Source organism: Paenarthrobacter sp. NPDC089322, from assembly GCF_040684895.1.
GTDB lineage: Bacteria > Actinomycetota > Actinomycetes > Actinomycetales > Micrococcaceae > Arthrobacter.
Genome location: NZ_JBFBGW010000030.1, coordinates 1 through 21,904 on the forward strand (window position 1 = coordinate 1; position 21,904 = coordinate 21,904).

Sequence of the window (21,904 nt, forward strand, 5' to 3'; positions counted from 1 at the left end):
AAAGCCCACACCAACCACCAAACCCGCGCCCAGCAACCACTGGCCGCCTAACCAAAACAAACAACGAACCTGTCTCAAAAAGTTGACGACCGCAGATCCGGCTTTAGGGCCTTTTGGTGAGAGAGCGTTCGGGAGGGGTTAGCCGCGGCAGAGCTCGCCGTACTTGGTGCCGGCTTCCTGGTAGGCGGCGGAAAGCTCGCCCATCTTGGCTTCATCGCGGTGGTCGTCATCCTTGACGAGTTCATCGGAGTACTCGAGGATCGCGGTGACAACGGGCTTCATCTCGTTGGAAGCGACATCCTCGATGGGACGGATGGCGTTGGCCACGCGGATGGTGGCGGTCTTGCTCGCGTTGTTCGGGAGGCTGGCTACGGCGACGCCCACCCGGTCACACGTTTCTGCGGTGGTCAGCTGCGGTGCTGAACAGGCGGAGGCCGTGGCGAGCAGCCCGGCAGCGATCAGGACAGTGGTGAGTTTCTTCATGATTCCCTCAATGGTCGACGTCCCTTTGATTGTAGTCAGAGCAGGCGGGTGGCCGCGCATCGGTGAACAGCCGGTTCAGCGGGCGAGTTGGACGCTTGCGCCGTCAAACCACCGGTGGATGGGCTCGCTCTCGGGTTCACGCACGACGACGTCAAGCAGTTCCGCTGCCGCCTTGCCGTAGTTGCGGGGAGCCAGGTCTATGGCACTGATGAGCCGGTTCCCGGCCTCAACGTACGCTGCCGCGGCAAAAGACGCGACGTCAAGGTCCTTGCCCAGGGCCAGGCCGCGGCCTTCGAGCACGATTTGGCATTGGGCGGCGTGGCCTTGGGCACCGCAGACGAGCGCATCGGCGCCACCGACGTCCACAGCTTCCGTGATGGCAGCGACCAAGTCGCGTGGCGACGCGTTCGCGCCCACCTCGAACACCCTCGGCTCGATGCCATGGCGGAGGCACCACTCTGTATAGGTCCTCCGGGTATCCACGGCCCACGACGAAGCAATGACATCGTCAACGGCCAGCAAGGCAGGCTTTTGACGGCCACGGCTGAGCAGGTGCTCCAGGACCTCCGTCTGCAATTCTTCGTGGTGGGCTTCGAGGATTCCCTGGACCCGCTCCTCCCCCGGCCCTGTGTACCTGCCCACACTCACGGTCGGTATTCCGTCAGCCAGCATCGCCGCGACCAACGGCTCGCCGGGGGCCGGGTCTATGGCGATCACGCCGTCTACCTGGAAGGCCCTTTGGGGAGTCAGCTGACGGGCGAAAAGGGTGACGTCGTAGTCTGTCGCTGCTGCGCCTTCGGTGACGCCAAAGGCGAAATCCATGTAGAAGGCCAGGCTCCGGGCGACCGGCGGAACGTAGAGGCCGATTGCTCCTATCCGGTTGACGCGCAGGCTGCGGGCGGCACGGTTGGTGACGTAGCCCAGGCGGTTCGCTGTTTCCCGGATGAGCTGCCGCTTTTCGTCGGAGATGCGGCCCGAGCCCCCCAGTGCGCTGGAGACCGTGGTTTTGGAGAGGCCCAGTTCCCGCGCGATATCCATGATGGTTGCCTTGGTTCTCGCCATTCCTACATCCTAGGCCGATCACAGCCAGCGCCGTCGTCCCCTTATCGGCCCGGGAGCCACCGAGCCTCGCGGGGTTCAGTTTTCCTCTTGACAACGCTGATGTGACGGCGGACACTGAATTTGCGGGAACGTTCCCGCAACCTCCAAACTTCAGCCGCAACCGGCCAACAATGCCCCGGAAGAAACGGATCCCCCCATGTCCCAAGCCGTCTCCCCTTCGGTCCGCCGAAGCAACATCAGGAGGGCGATCTTCGCGTTCGACCTCGTGATACTCCTCGCCCCGCCCATCCACTGGTTCTTCAGCAGCGGCAGCGGAGTGATGTCCGTCTGGTACTTCCTTGGGTCCAATGCCCTGGTAACGCTCTCGTTGTTCGCGCTCTGGATGACAGGCAGCAAGGATGAGGAGGCAACGCCATGAACATGGTGATTGGCTACGGAGCCATCCTTCTGTTCACCGTGTTGGTGGTCGTCGTCATGAACCGCAGCCGCCGCAGCGACTCCTCAATGAGCGAATACGCCACCGGTGGACGTTCCTTCAACTCCTTCTTCGGCACCATGGCATTCCTCAATACGTGGATTGCGGGCACCGTTTTCGTCGCGTTCGCAGGATTGACTGCCAGTGGCGGCGTGATCGGATTCTATTCGTTGTCCTACTCACTGCTCAGCGTGGTGCTGATGTTCTTCCTGGGCACGCCGGTGAACAAGTGGGGGCGCATCCATGACCTCCGCACCCAAGCTGATCTCCTTGGCCTGCGGTACAACTCCCGCTCAGTGCGGGTCATCGCCGCCATCATCGGGGTACTTGCGTCGATCCCCTGGGTTGTCCTGGGCATGCAGTCGCTTGGCCTGGTCTTTTCAACGCTTTCCTTCGGTGCGGTATCGCCGTATCTTGCAGTCGTTATCGGCGTCCTCTTTATCGCCGCCCGCCAGATCTGGACAGTGAGGCTCGGCACCCGTGGCTTGATCATCAGCGACATGGTCCAAGGTTTGTTTGCCTACGGCGCCGGTTTCCTGCTGATCCTTGGCCTGTTGGTCTGGCTGTTCACCAACGGACACGGGTTTGGCGACATTCCACCCGCACTCCTGCTGCTGCCCGGCCCCGACAGCCCCGCCGGCCCGCTGTACCTCTTCTCCCTGATGTTCACGGGCATGATGGGCGCCTGGTGCTGGCCGGACTTGTTCGTCCGCATGTTCAGTGTCAAAACCCCCCGCACAGTGCAGAAATCGGCCGTGCAGGCCGCGCCCATCATGTTCCTCTTCTCCGGCGCCCTGACCACCGTTTGCCTCCTGGCTGCCAGCATGCCGGGAGTTGCCGAGGCCCCGGACACCGTGTGGTTCACCTTGGCCGGCGTCGGCGGGGCCGTGACAGTGGCCGTTGCCGGGGTGTGCGTCGTCGCGGCAACCATGGGCAACGTGGGAGCCAACCTCCAGGCCGTGGGTACGCAGGTAGTCAACGACGTCATCGGCGTGCGCGGCAATGGACGCGTCGAATCGGCAAAGGGCGCGAAGATCGCCGTTGCCGTGATCACCTTGGTTTCCGCAGGCGCAGCCCTCCTCATGGCCAACCAGGTCTCAGGCCTGATTGTCATCGCTTTCGTGTCCTACCAAGCCGTTTGCCAACTGGCACCCACCCTCCTGCTCGGCATCTTCTGGCGCCGTGGCACAGCCGCAGCAGCCAACGCCTCGATGATCACCGGAATCCTGACGGCGGCGGTCCTGGAACTCATGTACCCCAGCCCTCTCTCGATCCCCTGGCTGGGCGGGCTCACGTCAGGCGTGGCCGGATTGATCGTCAACCTCGCCGTGTACCTGCTGGTGTCCTTGGCAAAACCGGCCCCGCGCGCCGAGCAGCAGCGTGTCAACGCCTTGTTCGATGACCTGAACAACAAAGAAACCGCTGAGCTCGCCCGGCAAGCCGGCTAACAGCTCCACGCACGCTCTACCATCAGGAGAATTTCCATGACTTTCGCAGACACCATCGTCCTTGCGGGAACCATCCACACCCTCGATCCGCACAAGCCGCATGCCACCGCCCTTGCCATCAAAGCCGGCCGGATTGCCGCCGTCGGCGATTACACGGAAGTGCAGCCCCTGCAGGGAACAGGCACCAAGATCCTCGACTACGCAGACGCGACCATTGTTCCGGGCCTGAACGACAGCCATACACATGTGGTCTTTGGCCTGGACCTTGTCCGAGGACTGCAACTGACGGACCTGGGCCCGCTTGAGAAAGTCAAACGGCTCATCGGCGAAGCTGCCAAGGACAGTGGCACGTGGGTCCTTGGCTGGGGTTTGGACCCGAACCTGTTCACGGATACGGGTTTCAACGGCAGGCTGTTCGACGACGTCACCGCCGGTGTCCCGATGTTCCTGCGGATGCGCGACGGCCATTCGGCCATCGTGAATTCAGCTGCCCTGGCCGCGGCCGGGATTACGGGTCCGGTTGACTTTCCGGACGAGTCGCTCGTGGACGTCGACGACGGCGCGCCCACTGGCTATCTCGTCGAGTTCAGCGCGATGGACCTGGTGACGAAAGTCCTGCCGCAGGAGGGCTTCGAAGTCCGCGCCCAAAGGCTCGGCGAACTGCTGCACGGGATGGCGGCCGTCGGAATCACCTCCACCCATGTCATGGACTACGTGGAAGGTTCCGGCGAACTTGCCGCCCATCTGGAGGAGAAACGTGACCTTCCGCTTCGTTTGCGTTTCTCCCCGATGGTCAACGCCGGCGCTTCCATGTCGGAATTGGAAGAGGTGGCGGCACTGCAAGGCACCGGCGGAAGAAGATGGCGCGTGGAGGGCGTGAAGTTCTTCATTGACGGCACCATCGACAACGGGTCCGCGTGGCTTGAGAAACCAGATGTTTACGGCGAAAACACGGAGTCGGTATGGACCGATCCGGATGACTTCAAGAAAGCCTTGAGATTCTTCGTGGAGCGCGGGATTCCCACCGCCACCCATGCCATTGGAGATCAAGGTGTGCGGTATGTCCTGGACGCGCTTGAAACCGCTGGAGATGCGCGCAAGCTGGCCGCGCACAGGATCGAACACATCGAGACCATTCCTGACGACCTTGTGGAACGCTTCGCGGAACTCGGTGTTGCTGCCAGCATGCAGCCCGTGCACGGGACCCACCACACACGGGCCGACCGCACGGACAACTGGTCCGTCCGGCTTGGCGAGGAGCGGGCGTCCCGTGGCTGGCGGTGCCGTGACCTCCGGGACGCAGGAGTCACCGTTGCCCTCGGTTCCGACTGGCCCATCACACCGTTCGACCCCCGCGCCATGATGGCGGACTCCATCCTGCGCCGGCCTGTCGAGCGCCCGGACGTCGCCCCGGTGCAGCCGGAGCAAGCCCTCACGTCGCTGATGGCGCTGCAAGGCTACACGAGCCACGCTGCTGCGGCGGCAGGCCTGACGTCCGTCACCGGGACCATTAGCGCCGGCAAGTGGGCGGACCTCACTGTGTTCGGGGCGGATCCGCTGCTCGTGACACCTGAGGAACTTGCCCGGACCTCGGTGCTGGCAACCATCGTGGACGGTGTGGTGGTGGTGTAGGCCGGCCTTGGTTCCCGGGCGTTTACCAAGCTGCCCTAGGCTGGGGGACATGGCGATCATTCACAAAGCAACCCTGTCCCCCACCAAGCTTGAACTCATCGCCGGCTACCTGCCGACGCAGCCGTGGTTCATCCAGGACGGCACCCCGGAGCTGATCGGCGCCTATCGCTTTGACGATCCCGCAGGCGAAGTCGGCCTCGAAACGCACGTAGTGTCTGCCGGCGACCGCATCTATCAGGTCCCGCTGAGCTACCGCGGCCACGAACTGGGCGGCGCCGGGGAATGGCTCATCGGCACCATGGAGCACTCGGTCCTCGGCAAGCGCTGGGTCTACGATGCCTGCGCCGACCCCGTCTACGTCAAGGCCCTCGCCACCGCCATCCTCACGGGACAGGAAGAAGCGGCCTTGCTGGTTGAAGGCGAGCCCGAACCCCGCCCCAGTACCGTCTCCGTGAAGGGCAGTGGAACGCTCGACGGCGGCGTTCCCGCCTTGAGCGCGTCGGCGCCGGTTTCGGGCAGTGGCGTGACGATCATTGACGCGGGAGGGCTGCGATTGAAGGTTGCCAGGGTTGTGGATGTGGCTGCTGATTCTGCTTCCAACTCCGCCGCAGCCCCTGAGCTCCACGCGGAACTGACGTTGAACGGCACGTGGGCCGGACTGGAAAACGCTGTTGAACTGGCCTCCATAGTGCGGAACTGAGCCCAGGTACCTTTCCTATGACCTGTTGGACTCCGCCGACCCGGCGTACTCTGGCAACGGGGGCCATCCACATCGTGAGGGGTTCACGTGTACAAAGCGCAAGACATCATTCCCGCCGTCCAGGATCTCGCCGGCGAGTGGGTGAGGCACGCAGCCGACGGCACACAGTCACAAACGGATGCCGTGGTGAGATGGGCGCTGTCCCGGATCAACCACGCTGACGTTCCCTCCGTCGTCCACGGGGTTGTCCTGACGCTGACCGGGAACCGCAAGTCTGCCAGGAAGGCCCGACGAACCGCGGCTAAGGCAGTCAACAAGGCAACACAGGCCCTCCGGACGCAGGCACTCAGATCCCAAGTGTCGGGCCGCCGCGGCGTGTCGGACCGCCGCACCAACCGTCAGCAGAGTTCGCGGCGCGGCACGTGGCTGGTCTTCCTTGCAGCCGCTGGACTTGGTGCAGGCGCAGTCATGGTTTGGCGGATGATGGTGCCTCCCGGCGAACCTGCTCCGGTCAAGGAAGCAGAAACAGCTGTCCAACCAGTCGACTTATCTGCCGCACCGCCGGAAGCGTACTGAGGCCCGCCGGTTCCTGATGCGCGCTACGAGGGCGGGCTTTCACCGGCCCTGCCCTCGTCGCTCCGGCGGACCCTCCGTTTAAGGACGAACCGGCTGAGCAACAGATAAGCGCCGGCTCCTGCGAGCAGGAATCCGACCACGCCAATTAAGACGATCTGGGTGGCGATCCCTGCGATGACCATCGCGAAGCCACCCACCATGGCCAGGAAGCCCAGCAGGGTGCGTGCCACCGTGCCTCGCGGCCTGCCCGACTTCAGCTGAAGATCCAGGTCGGGATCCGTTGCAGCCAGATCCCGCTCAAGCTCTTCCAGGCTCCTGCGCTCTTCATCCGACAACGACATCGGAATCTTCCTCACTACACGAGCACTCAATGCCTCGCAGCATTCATGCTCCACCACGTGCACGTGCCCTTCTTGCCGTGCCATGCCTTCATTATCTGTCCATTTCGGAACAGTAGCCACAGGTGGGCAGGGCATTGGTGACCATCCTGCAAAGCCGCGTTCCGCCGTCGTGCTCTTGTTAGGGCCCGACGGCGGGACGCGGCCTGCGCACCAAAGGAACCGGCCGCGGGGGTTCTTCAGTCCCGGGCACTTGCTGCCGCCGTGGCGGTCAGCTCTACTCTCATTCCCGCTATGCCCAACTGGTTGACGCCAAGGGCGCAGCGGACCGGGCGTGGCGCCGCGAAGTATTCGCGGTAGAGCTCGTTGAAGACACCGCGCTCCGCCAGATCGGTGACGTAGATGGTCATGTGCAGGACGCGGTCAAGGCTGCTGCCGGCGCGTTCCAGGGCGTCGCGGAGGTTATCCAGCACTTGCCGTGACTGCGCCTTGATGCCTTCAGGAATGGTACCGTCCGGGCTCGTGGGGATCTGCGTAGTCCAGACCACCCCTCCCGCCGTGGCCGTGTCCGAGTACATTGCGGTCCCGGGGTCCGCACCGGGCTCGGGGAGGAAGATGATCTGGTCCGGTCGGAGGTCTTGTTCGGTCACGTCCAGGTCCTAGCTCGTGTGGGCTTTGGACTCGGTGATCTTGGCGCTTTCCAGGCCCCACTTGGCGAAGATCTCGTCGTACTTGCCGTTGCCCATCAGCTTGGTGAAGGCCTTTTGGAAGGCTGCGGAAAGCTTGCTGCCTTTGGGCAGGGCGATTCCGCCCTCAACATTGTGGAACACTTTGCCGGCTGTCTTCAGCTTGCCATTGGACTGCTGCGCCACGTAACCGGCAACTACGGCACCCATGCCTGTGGTGTCGGCGCGGCCACTGGTGACGGCAAGCGTTGCCTGGTCTTGCGTCTTGTATCCCTGGATCTCGACGGCGGGCTTGCCGGCGGCCTCGCATTCCTTGCCGGCGTCTTCCGCATAGGTCATCTCGTAGGAACCGCTCTGCAGCGCCACGGAACGTCCGCACAGGTCTGCGAAGCTGTCGATTGGGCCCTTGCTGTCATCGGTGCGGACCAGGTACTGCGATCCACTCTGGAAGAAGGACACCATGTCCACGGCCTTGGTGCGTTCCTCGGTAATCCAGAAACCTGCGAAGCTCGCCTGGTACCGCTGCGATTGCAGGGCGGGAACTATGGCATCGAAGGCCACGGTGGTGGGTTTGACCTGCAGGCCCATGAGTTCACCGGCGGCCGTCCACATTTCAGGCTCGATGCCCACCATCTTGTCGCCTTGCATGAAATCCATGGGAGGGTAGGCCGAGTCGACGGCAATCTCGATGGTGCCGCCTTTCTTGAGTTCCTCGGGCAGGAGCGCTTGCACTTCGGCGTCAGCTTGGGCGGAAGTGGACGCTGCGGGAGCAGCGGCACCATTGCCTCCGCACGCCGTGAGCAGACCGAGGGCCAGGAGCGCCGAAGATGCCACCATTGGCTTCTTCAGGGCATGTCGGGGCTGGGAGTTGTTGTTCATGATCCCACCAGTTCGGGGTCCAGCGCGGATGTCGGTTCGTCGAAGAGCATCACCTTCGGCCGCATGGCCAGCGCTCTGGCGATCGCCACGCGCTGCTGCTGTCCGCCGGACAACTGTCCGGGATAGTTGCCACCTCAACGGGCTGCCCGTGCCTGGAGTCGTTTGGCTGGAGCTCTACCAGCGCTCCAACGCTGCCCTGCTGGGCGAATCGGCGGAAACCCGCCGGCATGCCGGGTACAAGGACGTGGACGAGACAGGTCGGATCGTGAAGCAGATGGACGACGACGTCGACGTCGAGTTCGCGCTGCAGCAACTGGCCGGCTGAGGTACTTCGCAAAATGCTTGTCCCCGGCGAGGAACGCTCGGGCCGGGGACAAGCCGCGCCATTTGTGACACCCTGATGGAGAAGCAGTTTCCAGCACGACGGACAACCAACTGGAAGGTGAGTCTTCCCATGGCACCACGATCTGCAGGCATTTCCAACGCATTTGTACGAGGTGGCAGAGAGAACCGTGGCCGGGGTCCATGGCTGATACTCATGGGACTCGTTGCCGGCGTTGCCGGCGGATTCCTTGCATGGAAAATGATGGACCCGGCCGGAGAACCCGAGCCTGAAAGACGCAGGCCGGCGGGATCCACGGCGCACCCAAGGGCGCAGGAAGAACCACCAGCCCACCGGCCGGAAGAACTCCTGGTACCTCAATCAGAGCCCGTGGAAATTTCCACGCGGATGCGACCGGGCGAATGGACGGAGGAATCCCTGTTGTCACACATCGAGGACTACAAGCAGCAGATCCGGGACATGGGCGCGGCCGAGTCGGAGATTGTCGTGGACGTGGACCGCACGGAAGAAGGCGGTGCCAAGGTAGTGGTCAGCTGGGATCGAAAGGGACTCTAGCAGGGGTCCCGGACGCGGCGCGCGGGCGCATACTGTCACTATGACCGATCGCGAAGATTTCCTGGCGTGGGTCACGTCCGATCTGCGTCATGCAGAAATGGCCCTCCACAGCGGAGACCCGGCACCACGCCGGGCTCTCTGGTCCCGCAACGAACCCGTCAGCGTCATGGGTGCGTGGCGGAACGCCCTGGGGCAGCACGCCCTCAACGAGCTCTTCACCGGCCTCGGAAAGAGCTTCTCCGACTGCCGTTCCTACGAATTCGAACTGCAAGCCTATGACGTCGTTGGCGACATGGCCTACACCGTCGGGCTCGAGCACACCACCGCGTCCGTGAACGGAGAACCGCGCAGCTACGTCCTCCGGGCCACGCAGGTGTACCGCCGCGAGGACGGGGAATGGAAGGTGATCCACCGGCACGCGGATACCGTCACGCCCGCGGCGTGACTACTCCCCGCGGTATCGCTACTCCCCCGGCCGTGGCCTCCAAACCACGACTGCCTGCGACCGTGCGCGCGGACGCTGTCCGCGCGCAAGGCTGACGACGTCTCCGGCGGCACCGGCCGCGAAGATCCTCGCGTCCACCGGGGTGCGACGACGGGACAGTTCTTCTGTCAGTTCAGCGACCCGATACTGCAGGGCGGCCACCTGGTTCTCAAGCTCCATGATGCGCTTGATGCCTTCGAGCGAAACGCCTGACTGCGAGAGGCGCTGGACCTCCCGCAGTTTATCGACGTCGCTCTGGGAGTAGCGGCGGGATTTGCCGGGCGCACGACTCGGCGAGACGATGCCGAGGCGGTCGTACTGGCGCAGCGTCTGAGGGTGCATGTCGGCAAGCTCCGCGGCGACGGAGATGACGAAGATCGGCTGATTCACGTCAATGCCCATGACCGTCTCCCTACAACCGGGCCTTAGCGGCCAGGTCGTGACGCGGATTTGCGTCCGAGGTGGCGGCTGCGAACGCCTTCACAGCCTCCTCCGCTTCCTTGTTCAGGTTCTGTGGGACCGCGACGTCGATAGTCACCAGCAGGTCACCCGTCCCCTTGGTCGTCTTGACGCCCCGGCCCTTGACGCGGAGGGTACGACCCGACGGTGTTCCGGCGGGGACGCGGACCTTGACGGTGTCGCCGTCGAGCGTTGGAACGTCCAAAGTGGCCCCCAGCGCCGCCTCTGCGAACGTGACAGGCACGTGGATGCGGATGTTGTCGCCGTCGCGCTGAAAAAATTCATGCGGCTTCACGCTCACCGTGATGATGAGGTCGCCGTTGCCGGCGGGACCAACATTGCCCTTGCCGCGCTGACGCACCTTCTGGCCGTCTTTGATGCCGGCGGGGATCTTCACGTCGATCACGTTGCCGTTGCTTTCCCGCAGGCTTACGGTTGTGCCCTTGATGGAGCCGGCAAAGGAAATGGATGTCGTAGCGGTCCGGTCCGACCCCTTCTGCGGGGCCCGTTGGAATCCGGTCTGGCCGCCACCGAATCCGCCGCCAAACAGGTCTGCGAACTCAGGCGGAATGCCACCGGCACCGGCAGGCTGCCGCGCACCGCCGCCGAACAGGCCACCGAAGAGGTCTTCGAACCCGCCGTTGGCACCAGCGCCACCGCGCCCACCCGCACCGGGAGCGAACCGGGCACCACCCATGGCCCGGATGGCGTCGTACTGTTGCCGGTCCTCAGGACTCGACAACACCGAGTAGGCCTCGGAAATGTCTTTGAAACGCTTCTCCGCAGCAGCATCCCCGGCATTCGTATCCGGGTGGTACTGCCGGGCGAGCTTGCGGTAAGCCTTCTTGATATCAGCGTCGGACGCGTCCTTGGCGATACCAAGGATCGCGTAAAAATCCTTTTCAACCCAGTCCTGGCTGGCCAAGAGCGTTTCCTTTCTTTTGGGAACGAGATGGCAGTTCGTGACAGTGTTTCAGTAAATCATTGTCACGAACTGCCATCTCGAGGAGTACTAGGCCGGGACCGCGACGATCACTTGGGCTGCGCGGAGGACACGCTCGCCTGAGCGGTATCCCGAGCGCAGCACCTGGCTGACTGTGTCCACCTCGATGTCCTCGCCCGGCTGCTGGATGAGTGCTTCGTGGATGGTGGGGTCGAACTCGACGCCCGTTTCCGCGATGCGTTCCAGCCCGTACGTCTTCAGCGCGTTCTCCAGCTTGGTGGCGATCGCGGCGAAAGGGCCGTCTTCGAGGTCACCATGCTGGCGTGCGGCGTCGACGTCGTCGAGCACCGGCAGCAGCGAGTTCAGGACGCCGATGACGGCCATTTCCCCTGCGACGGCGCGGTCGCGTTCTACGCGCTTGCGGTAGTTGACGTACTCAGCCTGCAGACGAAGGAGGTCGTTGCGGAGCTCCGCTGCCTCGGCCTCGACGGCGGCACCGGAGGCGACCGACTCTTCAGCCGGCACCTCTACGCCGTTGAGGATTTCCTCCGCCTGGGACAGGGCATCGCCGTCGGGGGCGGCCTTGTCTTCGGCAGGTGAGGTAGCTTCACCTTCGGGGTGACGGGCTTCCCCGGTCTCCGGGTCAACCTTGCGGTTGTCCCGGATTACGGGCTTGCGCGGCTCGTTGCCTTCAGAGTGCTCTGCTTCGTTGCCGTGGTGGGGCATGACTACTTCTTCGCTTCGTCTTCGTCGATGATCTCGGCGTCGACGATGTCTTCGTCAGCGGCCTTGTCACCTGCGGGAGCGCCTTCGGCACCGGCACCCGGAGCGTCAGCTGCCGAGGCCTGGGCGTAGATTGCTTCGCCGAGCTTGGTCTGGGAAGCCTGCAGCTTCTCAAACGCGGTCTTGACGGCGGCGTCGTCGGTGCCTTCGAGCGCGGACTTGAGGGCGTCGACGTCGGCCTTCACCTCGGTCTTGACCTCTTCCGGCAGCTTGTCGTCGTTTTCGGCGATCAGCTTGTCGACGGAGTAGGCGAGTTGCTCGGCGGAGTTACGGGTGTCCGTAGCTTCGCGGCGGGCTTTGTCCTCGGCTGCGTGCTCTTCGGCTTCGCGGACCATGCGGTCGATGTCTTCCTTGGACAGTGCAGTGCCACCGGTGATGGTCATGGACTGTTCCTTGCCGGTGCCCTTGTCCTTGGCGGACACGTGGACGATGCCGTTGGCGTCGATGTCGAAGGTGACCTCGACCTGCGGGACGCCACGCGGCGCCGGAGCGATACCGGTCAGTTCGAACGTGCCCAGCGGCTTGTTGTCGCGGGTGAACTCACGCTCGCCCTGGAAGACCTGGATGGCCACGGACGGCTGGTTGTCATCAGCGGTGGTGAAGGTCTCGGAACGCTTGGTGGGGATTGCCGTGTTGCGCTCGATCAGGTGTGTCATGACGCCACCCTTGGTTTCGATGCCGAGCGACAGCGGCGTGACGTCGATGAGGAGGACATCCTTGCGCTCGCCCTTCAGGACACCGGCCTGGAGCGCGGCACCGACGGCCACAACTTCGTCCGGGTTGACGCCCTTGTTGGGCTCCTTGCCGCCAGCGAGTTCCTTGACGAGCTCGGAGACGGCGGGCATACGGGTGGAGCCACCGACGAGGACGATGTGGTCGATGTCGGAAACCTTGATCCCGGCTTCAGCGATGACGTCGTGGAACGGCTTCTTGGTGCGGTCCAGCAGGTCCTTGGTGAGGTCCTGGAACTTGGCACGGGTCAGCTGCTCGTCCAGGTGGACCGGGCCGTCGGGGGTGACGGACAAGTACTGGAGGGAGATGTTGGTGCTGGTGGAGGAGGACAGTTCCTTCTTGGCCTGCTCAGCAGCTTCGCGGAGGCGCTGGAGCGCGATCTTGTCCTTGGAGAGGTCGATGCCCTTGATCTTGAGCTGGCCCAGGAGCCACTCGACGACGCGGTTGTCCCAGTCGTCGCCACCGAGGCGGTTGTCACCGGCGGTTGCGCGGACCTGGATGGTGGAGAAGTTGTCTTCGTCCTTGCCAACCTCGAGGAGGGAGACGTCGAAGGTGCCGCCACCGAGGTCGAAGACCAGGATGAGTTCGTCTTCCTTGCCCTTGTCCAGGCCGTAGGCCAACGCAGCCGCGGTGGGCTCGTTGACGATGCGGAGGACATTGAGGCCTGCGATTTCGCCGGCTTCCTTGGTGGACTGGCGTTCGGCGTCGTTGAAGTAGGCCGGAACAGTGATCACAGCGTCGGTGACCTTTTCGCCCAAGTAGCTCTCGGCGTCGTTCTTAAGCTTCATGAGGATACGCGCGGAAATTTCCTGCGGCGTGTACTTCTTGTCATCGATGGCGACGTTCCAGTCGGTGCCCATGTGGCGCTTGACGGAAGCGATGGTGCGGTCGATGTTGTTGACGGCCTGGCGCTTGGCGATTTCGCCCACCAGGACTTCACCGGACTTGGAGAACGCAACGACGGACGGCGTGGTGCGGCCGCCTTCTGCGTTGGCGATGACGGTGGGCTCGCCACCTTCAAGGACAGAAACCACGGAGTTGGTGGTTCCGAGGTCGATACCTACTGCACGTGACATATCTTGTTTCCTTTCAATGGCCGATGTTGGAGATTGCACCCCGGCAGCTCTCCGCGGAAGCGGTTTGCCAGATCGGGAGCCCACTCAACAGTCGGCTAGTTGAGCGTTCTGCACTCAACTGTACTCACCGTCGAAACAAAGTCAATCCAAAGTTGAGTCAACAACGCTCAACTTTGGGTTCCGGGCCGTCAGATGCCCCGAAATTTACAGGGCTTTTGGGCTGGTTTCGCCCAGCGTGAACTGTCAGACTGACGCGATGGAGTTCAGCGGTTTCATGCCACCGGAGGACTTTTGGGCCATGAACGACCGGCTCGAGGAAGAGGTGCGGCGAGGGGCGGATAGTCTACCGCTTTTTCGTCTCGACGCCTGGAACGGCAAGCTGATGCTGGGTTCCTGGCAGATGGACGGGAGTGAAGGAGGAGTACTTCACGGCAACGCCTTTGCAACTGACCCTCGGCACCCAGTCCAGCTACTGGAAGTCATCACTACTACCCACGATCCCGTCCAGGGCGTACTGAACCGGTGGCACGGAATTGCGGAACCGCCGAGGTCGCTGACGGAATTGCAGAGTCAGGATTCCGCGTTTCAAGGTCTTGGAACAAGGCAGATCCTGGTCAGTGTTGACGGTGTTCCTGCCGGGTTCGAGCTTTGGATGGGCCCGGACTATTGGTTCGCGGCAGGCCGATCAAAGGGGTTCGGGGTCGTCATCGAAGCACGAGGCCGCCACCTGGAAGCCGGACCGCTCAACCTCAGGCGAGTGTCCGACGTCGAACCCTTGCTACATGCCCGCCGGGCAGCCATGCGAGAGCTCCGCGGTGAAGCGTGAGGCGAGTGGGAGGCGTGATCGCAAAGCATCCGTTCCTTGTTGTCGCTTTGGCTCCAACTGTCGTGTAGTACTTCCTGGTCGGGTTCGTGGCGCCATGCTGACGCGGAAACAGGCTGGCGTCACTCAGACGGACTAGCGACACCCAAATCCGGGTGTCGTGCGTGAATTTGCGCGTCGCCAGCGGGCTGCGCGTCCAGGACGTCCGGCGCCTCCGGCTTGTAGACCCACGCCACGAGCACCACCGAGATGATCATCAGCAGGAACCAGGCCAGCAGCTTGTCGATGGATACGGCCTGCCACCCGTCGAGCTGGTTCGGGTAAAGCCATGCGCCAGACCACGTGCCGATGTTCTCCGCGAACCAGATGAACAATGCCACCAGGAAAAAGGACACCAGGATCGGCATCCGGAAACGGCGCCGGAACACGCGGAAGTGCATCACGCACCTGCCGTAGACAAGCACGACGGCGGCGAGCAGCACCCAGCGCGCATCGAGGATGTAGTGGTGCGAGAAGAAGTTGACGTAAATTCCGCCTGCCGCAACCGCCGTGACCCACCGCCGAGGGTAGCGGTCAAAGCGGAGGTCGAAGAGCCGAAAAACCCGTACCATGTAGGAACCGACGGCCGCATACATGAATCCGCTGAACAGTGGAACGGCGCCGATCCGGAGCACGCCTTCGGCCTCGTACGTCCATGAGCCCACGTCCGTTTTGAACAGCTCCATGACCGTCCCCACAACATGGAACAACAGGATCACCCGCAATTCCCGCAGCGTCTCAAGCCTGAAGATGATCATCAGGACCTGAATCGCCACCGCGGCCATGGTCAGGAAGTCGTTACGGGCAACCGCAGCCTCGGATGGATACCAGAGCCGCACCGCAATGATCACCGTCAACAATAGGGCGCCGAACACGCAAGCCCATGCCTGCTTCAGGCCGAACACAAGGAACTCCGTGAGTGCTGCCCGAAGCCGACCGCCCGGGAACCGGTCAAGATAGCGGTGGGCAAGGTTGTCAATGGTCTCCTCCACCGGCGTGGAGTTACGCATTCCGCACCTTCCGACCCGCCCGCAGCGGAGCCGGTTTTAGGCTCCCGAGATAGTAGTCGCGAGGCCAGTAGCGGATCCTTTGCGGCAGCCTGGGATACACGAGCCCCACTGCTCTCATGGTCCGTTCGAACCGCCGGTCATCCTGTGGGGTCCAGTCGAAGCCGAAGCCTTCCCGTAGATGATCCGGCAGCAAACCCGCCGTGAGGAACCGGGCCACCGGCATGGCCAACCGCATCAGGGCCGGCCCGCCCGCGGGATAAAGCAGGTCGCGGGCAATCTTGCGGGCTTTTTCGTCGGGCCGCAACACGCCCAATCGGGAAGCCCAATACTGGGCAAAGGCGGCCCGATCCCGCGGCCACATGTCCGCCGGGAGTTGAAGCGCCGTCCCGATCCGCGCGTAGTCCTGGTACATGCGCTCCGCGGTGTCGTCGTCGAGCGGTCCGTGGACCTGCTCGTACACGGTCACCGCAGTGTCGTACAGGGTGGCGACAACCCAGAGCTGAGACTCGGCATCGAACGCGTTGTAGCCCTGGGAGCCATCGGTAGCCGTCCGTCGAACGGGCGCATGCGCACGGTTGACTGCGCGTCGGACGGTGGCGACTTGCTCCTCAGTGCCGTACACCACCGCATAGACATAGGTCAGCGTTGCCCTGAGCCGGTCCTGCGGCCGGTCCGCAAAGTTGCTGTGCTCTGCAACCCCGTGGCCAACCCGCGGATCGGCGATCTGCAGGAGAATGGCGCGTCCGGCCCCGGCGAGCAGCACGCCCTCCGCACCGATATCAGCCAGTCCACGAGCCATCCGAATACTTTACCTTCCGCCCGCTACAGCCCCACCACTCCCTGCAGCACCGCCAACTGATGCCCAAAGAGTTCATCGCGGGCGGCAAAGGTATCGGCGCCATATTGGCCAAACACCTCAAAACTGACGGCCCCGAACAACGCCGTCCACACCAGGACACCTCGCGCCAGCGCTGCATCCGGCACCGCAAGGCCAAGGTCCGAGCGGATGCGCGCCATGTCTTCGGTCAGTTTGGGAGGAATCACGACGGCGGGACTCACCTCCGCGCTCAACGCACCGGCTCTGTGCGCGGCGTCGAAAATGCTGACAAGGCGGACGACGACCCGGGTACCCGGCTGGGTGGTCCGTTCGCCGGGCGCCTGGTAGCCGGGCACCGGGCTCCCGAACAGCAACGCGTAACTGGCCGGCTCCCGGAGGGCCCAGGCGCGAACCGATTTACCGAGGGCGGTGAATTGTGCAGCGAAATCCTCACCCGGGACAGCCTCGACGGCAGCATCAACCTCATCCCCAAGCTCGTTGTAGGCGTCGATCAGCAGGAGGGTAAGGAGTTCGTCCCGGCTCTGCACGTAGCGGTAAACGGCGGAGGAGACAACACCCAGGTCGCGGGCAACAGCGCGCAGGGAAAGCGCCGCCGCACCATGGATGGCCAAGTGCTCCCTACCAATGCGGACGATGTCGGCAATGGTCTGCGCGCGGGCACGTTCCCGGGGAGTGGGGGGCTTGACCCTCGAAGTGTCTGTCGTCATGGATCCAGCCTGCCACAAGGGAGAGCATAGGAAGCAAACGAGAGCAGTGCTCTTGACAAAGAACCGACTAAAGTCCCATGCTGGATTCAGAGAGCAGTGCTCTCGCTCTACGCTCACTGAAGAAAAGGAATCCCCATGTACGTCGTCACCGGAGCAGGACCCGTCGGCTGGACCATTGCAGAACAACTCGCACACAAAGGCCAAAGGGTCCGCATCCTCACCCGCTCCGGCAGCGGCCCGGAGCATCCCCACGTTGAGCGCATGCGTGTGGACGCTTCTGATCCCGAGCTAATGGCCGCAGCGGTGCAAGGGGCAGAAGCCGTGTTCCACTGCATCCACGGCTCCGCCTACCGCGCCGCGGCCTGGGCCGCCGAACTTCCGCAAGCCGAGCGGGTGGTGATGGATGCAGCGGCAGCCGCGGGCGCCGTCGTCGTCTTTCCGGAAAGCCTCTACTCCTACAGCGAGCCCCACCGCATCATGACCGAAGCGGGCCCGCGGTCAGCCACCGGCGGGAAGCGTGGCGTAAGGACTGCGCTCCTGAAAGCCCGATCTGAGCACGAGGCCAACACGGTGAGTGTCGTGGCCGGCGACTTCTTTGGACCGCGGGTGAAGATGGCGCACGCCGGCGAGCGCATGGTGCCGCGCGTGTTGGCCGGTAAGCCGCTGCAGGTCATTGGAAGCGCCGACCACCCGCACTCGTTTACCTACGTGCCGGACCTGGCAGCGGCCATGATCGCGGCGGCTGCGAACACCGGGCTCTGGAACACGGTGCTGCACGCTCCCACCGGACCGGCAATGTCCCAGCGGGATGTGGCTTCCGCCTATGCGAGCGCGGCCGGTGTTTCCGTGCCCAGGATCAGCGCGATACCGGGTTGGGCTCTGCGCGTCGCCGGCCTCTTCTCTGCGGACATGCGGGAGCTTGCGGAGATGCTCTACCAGTTCGATCGGCCGTTTGTAATGGATTCGGCCGAGAGCCAGCGGCTACTGAACCTGAATCCGACACCCCTGCAGCAAGCCGCCGAGGCAACCGTCTCCTGGTGGCGGACCGCGGCGCACTCTGAAGGTTCACAGACTTTGTCACACAGTTAACCAGCCATTCACACCACCCTTGATCGCCGTCAAGCCGCGCTCACTACGGTCAGTGGCATGGACAACATCTCCCGCAGATCCCTCATTTCCGCCGGCCTCGGGGCCGGACTGGTCGCTGGTGTGTCAGCGGCGTTGCCGCAGACCGCCGTCGCGGTTTCAACAGCTGACGACGCCGGCCTCCGCACCGATCCGTTCATGCTCGGTATCGCCTCCGGCGAGCCGTGGCCCGATGGCTTCGTGATCTGGACCCGCCTGGCCCTGGACCCGCTGGCGGAGGACGGGCTTGGCGGCATGCCCTCGCGGGAGGTCGCGGTCGCCTGGGAAGTCGCCGAGGACCCGGCCATGCGGTCGGTGATCGCCCGCGGCGTCGAAACCGCGCGGATCCAAACTGCGCACTCGGTCCACGTCGAGCTCAAAGGCCTTAAGCCGGGCCGGGAGTACTTCTACAGGTTCCGCAGCGGCAAGCATTTCAGCGCCATCGGCCGGACACTCACCAGCCCGGCTCCGTATGAAACGCCCGCCGCGCTCGCCATGGCGTTCGCCAGCTGCTCCCAGTACGAGCATGGCTACTTCACGGCCTACACCCGTTTGGCCGAGGATCACCCGGACCTGGTGCTGCACCTGGGCGACTACCTGTACGAGTACAAAAAGGACAGCTATGTGATCGGCGGCGGCAACCCACGCGACCACCAAGGTCCCGAGACCAGCACCTTGGAGGGGTACCGCCAGCGCCACGCGCAGTACAAGTCCGACGCCGACCTCCAGGCCGCGCACGCCATCGCGCCTTGGCTGGTTGTTTGGGATGACCATGAGGTGGACAACAACTGGGCGGATGACGTTCCGGAGAACCGCGACGCAGCACAACTCAATGACACCACCGAGCGGTTCCGTCAGCGCCGCGCCGCAGCATTCCAGGCGTACTACGAGAACATGCCCCTGCGTGCTTCCTCGGTGCCGGCCGGCTTCGACATGAAAATCTACCGCACCATCCAGTGGGGCCAGCTGGCTAACTTCCACATGATGGATACACGCCAGTACCGCGATGACCAGCTTGCCGGCGACGGCTGGAAGAAGAACATCATGGAACGCCTGGCCGAGGAGCGCACCATCACCGGCGCCGAGCAGGAGAAGTGGCTGTTGGATGGCTTCAAGAAGTCCACGCAGCGCTGGGACATCCTGGGCCAGCAGGTGTTCTTCGCTGAGCGGGACCGCGACCAGGCTCCCGAGATCGACGATGTTTCCATGGACGGCTGGGACGGGTACGCGGCATCCCGCCGACGCATCACGCAAGGCTGGTTGGACGCGAAGGTGCGTAACGCCGTCGTACTTACCGGCGACGTCCACCGCAACTGGGCCTGTGACCTGAAGGTGGACTACAAGGATCCGGCGTCACCCGTGGTCGGCTCCGAACTGGTGTGCACCTCCATCACTTCCAACGGCGACGGCACGGGCTCCACTACGGATCCGGTCATGGCCTGGAACCCGCACCTGAAGTTCTACAACGACAACCGCGGTTACGTGAACACCCGCATCACCAAAGACGCCATGACAGCCGACTTCCGCGTTTTGGATTACGTGACCACGCCGGGAGCCCCGGTCAGCACCAAGAAGTCGTTCACCATCAACGACGGCGTACCGGGCTTGTCCTGAGCAGGCAGGGGGGTTCACCAACGATTGGAGTTACCCCTGCCTCTCAGTGACTACGGGCAAAAGCGGGAGTAATCTATAGCCAGTTGCAACTATGGATTTCTGTCCCAGCTGGGGTTCTGCCGTGAGCTTCGTCCGTTCGTCGTTGACTGACCTTTTGGGGGTACTTTCCGACGCCGTCGCTCCGCAGCGCGTAAGGTTCGACGACGGCTCCCCCACCGCCGTCGTTCCGCCGCCCGACGCTCCGGTAACCGTCCACGCCGTCACCCTTAATCGCGTGGGAAGGTCGCGGCGCGATGGCCCGGTCCTGGACCTTGAGTTGCGGGTGGCCGTTGAGTGCCATGGTCCGGAGCAACTCGACAACATGGAACAACTGCTCCTTTCCGTGGAACAACACAGCCAATATTCGATCGTGTCCAGTGGCGAGTACCGGCCAGGCGAGTATGAAGAAAGCATTCGGGAAGGGTTGGGCTTCCTGGTCCGGATCCCTGTTTCCCTGCACTTCGAAGAGCCGTCCGGTTCCCCGGCCGTGGAAACCTTGGTGGCAAGCAACGGCGCCGCCCGGCGCATCCACGGCCGGCTTGTGGACGTGCATAACAAGGGCATCCCGGACGCCTACATCCATGCACACTCCTCGGCCACGGCGGTGAGGAGCGATGCTACCGGGCACTTTGAAGTCCTGGCTTCCGGCGACGAACTGCAGCATTTTGCCGTTGCTGTCCGCGGCACCGAACGGGAAGTGTCCGCCAGCACCAGCAGCCTGCCCGTCATCATCCGCTGGACCTAGCCTGCCGAGCCACGTAGTACTGCAGGCGGGAGTGTCCGCGGAGCCAGGAGTCGTGAAAAGATCAACCATGCGTCCGATGCAACACTCCAGCAAACTCCAGAACGTCCGCTACGAACTCCGTGGCCCCATCCTCCAGGCAGCCAAAGCCATGGAAGCCGAGGGGCACCGGATTCTCAAGATGAACCTGGGCGATACTGCGCCGTTCGGGCTGGAGGCGCCGGAGTCAGTGGTGGTGGACATGATCCACCACATTCGCGGCGCGCAGGGCTACAGCGATTCCAAGGGCATCTTCTCCGCCAGGACCGCAATCTCGCAGTATTACCAAACCCGCGGGCTGATGAACATCGGCGTCGAGGACATCTTCATTGGTAATGGCGTCAGCGAACTCATCTCCATGACTTTGCAGGCCTTCATGGAAAACGGCGACGAGATCCTGGTTCCCGCCCCTGACTACCCGCTGTGGACTGCGGCCGTGACGCTCACCGGCGGCAAAGCCGTCCACTACCTCTGTGATGAGGAGGAGAACTGGTGGCCGGACATGTCCGATGTCGAGGCCAAGATCACTCCCCGCACGCGGGGCATCGTGATCATCAACCCGAACAATCCCACTGGCGCCGTCTACCCGCGGCACATCCTGGAGCAGTTCGCCGCCTTGGCCCGTAAGCACGACCTTGTCCTCTTCTCGGACGAGATCTACGAGAAGATCCGTTACGTCGATGCCCCGCACATCCACACCGCCGCGGTGGCCGAAGACATTCCCGTCCTGACGTTCAGCGGACTTTCCAAGGCGTACCGCATGCCGGGCTACCGGGCGGGCTGGGTTTCCGTGACCGGGCCACTGACTGCGACGGCGGCGTACAGGGAATCGCTCGAGCTCCTGGCGTCCCTGCGGCTGTGCTCGAACGTCCCTGCACAGCACGCCATCCAGACGTGCCTGGGCGGCTACCAAAGCATCGAGGCACTCATCCGTCCTGGTGGCCGCCTCCGCGAGCAACGGGACCTTGCCTGGCGGCTGTTGACCGAGATTCCGGGCGTAAGTTGCGTCCCCGCGGCCGGGGCGATGTACCTGTTCCCCAAACTCGACCCTGAGATCTACCCCATCGCGAGCGACGAGAAGTTCGTCTTGCAATTGCTCCAGGAACAGAAAATCCTCGTATCCCACGGAACCGCGTTCAACTGGCCCACGCCGGACCACTTCCGCTTCGTGATCCTGCCGTCCGTGGAGGACATCGAGGAAGCTGTCCGCCGGATCTCCCATTTCCTTGCGGCCTACCGGAACCGGGTGGCAGCCTAACCCAAGTAGGTCGCAT

Annotated in this window: 25 protein-coding genes and 1 pseudogene; 13 read left to right on the forward strand and 13 right to left on the reverse strand. The window is 63.5% G+C overall.

All coding sequences use genetic code 11. The features are described 5' to 3' along the window. Positions 1-138 precede the first annotated feature (138 nt). Positions 139-483 (reverse strand): hypothetical protein, encoded by a 345-nt coding sequence (locus AB0N65_RS19905; RefSeq protein ID WP_364165756.1) that lies wholly within the window; start codon positions 481-483, stop codon positions 139-141. Between the two features lie 75 nt (positions 484-558). Next, on the reverse strand, positions 559-1,545 hold the full coding sequence (locus AB0N65_RS19910; protein WP_364165759.1) for a LacI family DNA-binding transcriptional regulator: 987 nt from the start codon (positions 1,543-1,545) through the stop codon (positions 559-561). Between the two features lie 196 nt (positions 1,546-1,741). Between AB0N65_RS19910 and AB0N65_RS19915 the strand changes: the two genes are divergently transcribed. The 5 genes from AB0N65_RS19915 (at position 1,742) to AB0N65_RS19935 (ending at position 6,376) form a co-directional block, all read left to right on the forward strand. Further along, on the forward strand, positions 1,742-1,963 hold the full coding sequence (locus tag AB0N65_RS19915; protein ID WP_364165761.1) for a hypothetical protein: 222 nt from the start codon (positions 1,742-1,744) through the stop codon (positions 1,961-1,963). Continuing rightward, a complete protein-coding gene (locus AB0N65_RS19920) occupies positions 1,960-3,468 on the forward strand; it encodes a sodium:solute symporter family protein (RefSeq protein ID WP_364165764.1) in 1,509 nt (502 codons plus the stop codon). Before AB0N65_RS19915 ends, AB0N65_RS19920 begins: the two co-directional genes overlap by 4 nt. Positions 3,469-3,504: 36 nt before the next feature. After that, positions 3,505-5,100, forward strand: a complete 1,596-nt coding sequence (locus tag AB0N65_RS19925) for an amidohydrolase (protein ID WP_364165767.1) — start codon at positions 3,505-3,507, stop codon at positions 5,098-5,100. A 49-nt stretch (positions 5,101-5,149) separates the two neighbouring features. Beyond that, positions 5,150-5,800, forward strand: a complete 651-nt coding sequence (locus AB0N65_RS19930) for a hypothetical protein (RefSeq protein WP_364165770.1) — start codon at positions 5,150-5,152, stop codon at positions 5,798-5,800. Positions 5,801-5,887: 87 nt separating this feature from the next. After that, a complete protein-coding gene (locus AB0N65_RS19935) occupies positions 5,888-6,376 on the forward strand; it encodes a hypothetical protein (protein WP_364165773.1) in 489 nt (162 codons plus the stop codon). A 23-nt stretch (positions 6,377-6,399) separates the two neighbouring features. Here AB0N65_RS19935 and AB0N65_RS19940 read toward each other — a convergent pair whose 3' ends face one another. From AB0N65_RS19940 to AB0N65_RS19955, 4 genes and pseudogenes are all read right to left on the reverse strand, one after another. After that, the gene (locus AB0N65_RS19940; RefSeq protein ID WP_364165776.1) at positions 6,400-6,801 is read right to left on the reverse strand and encodes a DUF3040 domain-containing protein; all 402 of its coding nucleotides are present in this window, start codon (positions 6,799-6,801) and stop codon (positions 6,400-6,402) included. Between the two features lie 152 nt (positions 6,802-6,953). After that, positions 6,954-7,292, reverse strand: a complete 339-nt coding sequence (locus AB0N65_RS19945) for a RidA family protein (RefSeq protein ID WP_364165847.1) — start codon at positions 7,290-7,292, stop codon at positions 6,954-6,956. An 81-nt stretch (positions 7,293-7,373) separates the two neighbouring features. Then, a complete protein-coding gene (locus tag AB0N65_RS19950) occupies positions 7,374-8,279 on the reverse strand; it encodes an ABC transporter substrate-binding protein (protein WP_364165779.1) in 906 nt (301 codons plus the stop codon). A gap of 2 nt (positions 8,280-8,281) precedes the next feature. Next, positions 8,282-8,404 (reverse strand): annotated as a pseudogene (locus AB0N65_RS19955) (ATP-binding cassette domain-containing protein); the annotation flags it as partial. Between the two features lie 23 nt (positions 8,405-8,427). Between AB0N65_RS19955 and AB0N65_RS19960 the strand changes: the two are divergent. From AB0N65_RS19960 to AB0N65_RS19970, 3 genes are all read left to right on the forward strand, one after another. Continuing rightward, positions 8,428-8,604 (forward strand): hypothetical protein, encoded by a 177-nt coding sequence (locus AB0N65_RS19960; RefSeq protein ID WP_364165782.1) that lies wholly within the window; start codon positions 8,428-8,430, stop codon positions 8,602-8,604. 213 nt (positions 8,605-8,817) lie between these two features. Continuing rightward, entirely contained in the window at positions 8,818-9,177 is a 360-nt protein-coding gene (locus AB0N65_RS19965; RefSeq protein ID WP_364165785.1) for a hypothetical protein, read from the forward strand. Positions 9,178-9,217: 40 nt separating this feature from the next. Beyond that, entirely contained in the window at positions 9,218-9,622 is a 405-nt protein-coding gene (locus AB0N65_RS19970) for a nuclear transport factor 2 family protein (protein ID WP_364165788.1), read from the forward strand. Between the two features lie 18 nt (positions 9,623-9,640). On the opposite strand, the gene AB0N65_RS19975 is transcribed toward AB0N65_RS19970, so the two are convergent. The 4 genes from AB0N65_RS19975 to dnaK form a co-directional block, all read right to left on the reverse strand. Beyond that, positions 9,641-10,063 (reverse strand): helix-turn-helix transcriptional regulator, encoded by a 423-nt coding sequence (locus AB0N65_RS19975; protein ID WP_364165791.1) that lies wholly within the window; start codon positions 10,061-10,063, stop codon positions 9,641-9,643. 10 nt (positions 10,064-10,073) lie between these two features. Further along, positions 10,074-11,045 carry a DnaJ C-terminal domain-containing protein gene (locus tag AB0N65_RS19980; RefSeq protein ID WP_364165794.1) on the reverse strand — a complete coding sequence of 324 codons (972 nt, stop codon included), beginning with the start codon at positions 11,043-11,045 and terminating at the stop codon, positions 10,074-10,076. 87 nt (positions 11,046-11,132) lie between these two features. Next, positions 11,133-11,789 (reverse strand): nucleotide exchange factor GrpE, encoded by a 657-nt coding sequence (locus AB0N65_RS19985; protein ID WP_364165797.1) that lies wholly within the window; start codon positions 11,787-11,789, stop codon positions 11,133-11,135. Between the two features lie 2 nt (positions 11,790-11,791). Beyond that, a complete protein-coding gene (gene dnaK, locus AB0N65_RS19990) occupies positions 11,792-13,654 on the reverse strand; it encodes a molecular chaperone DnaK (RefSeq protein ID WP_364165800.1) in 1,863 nt (620 codons plus the stop codon). Between the two features lie 298 nt (positions 13,655-13,952). Here dnaK and AB0N65_RS19995 point away from each other — a divergent pair, with 298 nt between their 5' ends. Beyond that, positions 13,953-14,480 (forward strand): hypothetical protein, encoded by a 528-nt coding sequence (locus tag AB0N65_RS19995; protein ID WP_364165803.1) that lies wholly within the window; start codon positions 13,953-13,955, stop codon positions 14,478-14,480. A gap of 119 nt (positions 14,481-14,599) precedes the next feature. Here AB0N65_RS19995 and AB0N65_RS20000 read toward each other — a convergent pair whose 3' ends face one another. The 3 genes from AB0N65_RS20000 to AB0N65_RS20010 are packed head-to-tail and all read right to left on the reverse strand — an operon-like array spanning position 14,600 to position 17,071. Further along, positions 14,600-15,526: a DUF817 domain-containing protein gene (locus AB0N65_RS20000; protein ID WP_364165805.1), complete on the reverse strand. Its 927-nt coding sequence runs from the start codon at positions 15,524-15,526 to the stop codon at positions 14,600-14,602. Next, complete coding sequence (locus tag AB0N65_RS20005) at positions 15,519-16,325, reverse strand: oxygenase MpaB family protein (RefSeq protein ID WP_364165808.1); 807 nt, start codon at positions 16,323-16,325, stop codon at positions 15,519-15,521. Before AB0N65_RS20005 ends, AB0N65_RS20000 begins: the two co-directional genes overlap by 8 nt. A 23-nt stretch (positions 16,326-16,348) precedes the next feature. Then, positions 16,349-17,071, reverse strand: coding sequence for a WHG domain-containing protein (locus AB0N65_RS20010; RefSeq protein ID WP_364165811.1), 723 nt, complete (start codon positions 17,069-17,071; stop codon positions 16,349-16,351). A gap of 135 nt (positions 17,072-17,206) precedes the next feature. Here AB0N65_RS20010 and AB0N65_RS20015 point away from each other — a divergent pair, with 135 nt between their 5' ends. From AB0N65_RS20015 to AB0N65_RS20030, 4 genes are all read left to right on the forward strand, one after another. After that, positions 17,207-18,160: an NAD-dependent epimerase/dehydratase family protein gene (locus tag AB0N65_RS20015; RefSeq protein WP_364165814.1), complete on the forward strand. Its 954-nt coding sequence runs from the start codon at positions 17,207-17,209 to the stop codon at positions 18,158-18,160. 57 nt (positions 18,161-18,217) lie between these two features. Then, positions 18,218-19,810: an alkaline phosphatase D family protein gene (locus AB0N65_RS20020; RefSeq protein ID WP_364165817.1), complete on the forward strand. Its 1,593-nt coding sequence runs from the start codon at positions 18,218-18,220 to the stop codon at positions 19,808-19,810. Between the two features lie 121 nt (positions 19,811-19,931). Further along, the gene (locus tag AB0N65_RS20025) at positions 19,932-20,594 is read left to right on the forward strand and encodes a hypothetical protein (RefSeq protein WP_364165819.1); all 663 of its coding nucleotides are present in this window, start codon (positions 19,932-19,934) and stop codon (positions 20,592-20,594) included. Between the two features lie 67 nt (positions 20,595-20,661). Continuing rightward, positions 20,662-21,888: a pyridoxal phosphate-dependent aminotransferase gene (locus tag AB0N65_RS20030; protein WP_364165822.1), complete on the forward strand. Its 1,227-nt coding sequence runs from the start codon at positions 20,662-20,664 to the stop codon at positions 21,886-21,888. The last annotated feature ends 16 nt before the right edge of the window (positions 21,889-21,904 follow it).

What these genes read in the sequence shown, in the direction of transcription:
- AB0N65_RS19905 (WP_364165756.1), bottom strand. Translation starts at nt 483, where the DNA reads ATGAAGAAACTCACCACTGTCCTGATCGCTGCCGGGCTGCTCGCCACG.
- AB0N65_RS19910 (WP_364165759.1), bottom strand. Translation starts at nt 1,545, where the DNA reads ATGGCGAGAACCAAGGCAACCATCATGGATATCGCGCGGGAACTGGGC.
- AB0N65_RS19915 (WP_364165761.1), top strand. Translation starts at nt 1,742, where the DNA reads ATGTCCCAAGCCGTCTCCCCTTCGGTCCGCCGAAGCAACATCAGGAGG.
- AB0N65_RS19920 (WP_364165764.1), top strand. Translation starts at nt 1,960, where the DNA reads ATGAACATGGTGATTGGCTACGGAGCCATCCTTCTGTTCACCGTGTTG.
- AB0N65_RS19925 (WP_364165767.1), top strand. Translation starts at nt 3,505, where the DNA reads ATGACTTTCGCAGACACCATCGTCCTTGCGGGAACCATCCACACCCTC.
- AB0N65_RS19930 (WP_364165770.1), top strand. Translation starts at nt 5,150, where the DNA reads ATGGCGATCATTCACAAAGCAACCCTGTCCCCCACCAAGCTTGAACTC.
- AB0N65_RS19940 (WP_364165776.1), bottom strand. Translation starts at nt 6,801, where the DNA reads ATGGCACGGCAAGAAGGGCACGTGCACGTGGTGGAGCATGAATGCTGC.
- AB0N65_RS19945 (WP_364165847.1), bottom strand. Translation starts at nt 7,292, where the DNA reads ATGTACTCGGACACGGCCACGGCGGGAGGGGTGGTCTGGACTACGCAG.
- AB0N65_RS19950 (WP_364165779.1), bottom strand. Translation starts at nt 8,279, where the DNA reads ATGAACAACAACTCCCAGCCCCGACATGCCCTGAAGAAGCCAATGGTG.
- AB0N65_RS19965 (WP_364165785.1), top strand. Translation starts at nt 8,818, where the DNA reads ATGGGACTCGTTGCCGGCGTTGCCGGCGGATTCCTTGCATGGAAAATG.
- AB0N65_RS19970 (WP_364165788.1), top strand. Translation starts at nt 9,218, where the DNA reads ATGACCGATCGCGAAGATTTCCTGGCGTGGGTCACGTCCGATCTGCGT.
- AB0N65_RS19975 (WP_364165791.1), bottom strand. Translation starts at nt 10,063, where the DNA reads ATGGGCATTGACGTGAATCAGCCGATCTTCGTCATCTCCGTCGCCGCG.
- AB0N65_RS19985 (WP_364165797.1), bottom strand. Translation starts at nt 11,789, where the DNA reads ATGCCCCACCACGGCAACGAAGCAGAGCACTCTGAAGGCAACGAGCCG.
- dnaK (WP_364165800.1), bottom strand. Translation starts at nt 13,654, where the DNA reads ATGTCACGTGCAGTAGGTATCGACCTCGGAACCACCAACTCCGTGGTT.
- AB0N65_RS19995 (WP_364165803.1), top strand. Translation starts at nt 13,953, where the DNA reads ATGAACGACCGGCTCGAGGAAGAGGTGCGGCGAGGGGCGGATAGTCTA.
- AB0N65_RS20000 (WP_364165805.1), bottom strand. Translation starts at nt 15,526, where the DNA reads ATGCGTAACTCCACGCCGGTGGAGGAGACCATTGACAACCTTGCCCAC.
- AB0N65_RS20005 (WP_364165808.1), bottom strand. Translation starts at nt 16,325, where the DNA reads ATGGCTCGTGGACTGGCTGATATCGGTGCGGAGGGCGTGCTGCTCGCC.
- AB0N65_RS20010 (WP_364165811.1), bottom strand. Translation starts at nt 17,071, where the DNA reads ATGACGACAGACACTTCGAGGGTCAAGCCCCCCACTCCCCGGGAACGT.
- AB0N65_RS20015 (WP_364165814.1), top strand. Translation starts at nt 17,207, where the DNA reads ATGTACGTCGTCACCGGAGCAGGACCCGTCGGCTGGACCATTGCAGAA.
- AB0N65_RS20020 (WP_364165817.1), top strand. Translation starts at nt 18,218, where the DNA reads ATGGACAACATCTCCCGCAGATCCCTCATTTCCGCCGGCCTCGGGGCC.
- AB0N65_RS20030 (WP_364165822.1), top strand. Translation starts at nt 20,662, where the DNA reads ATGCGTCCGATGCAACACTCCAGCAAACTCCAGAACGTCCGCTACGAA.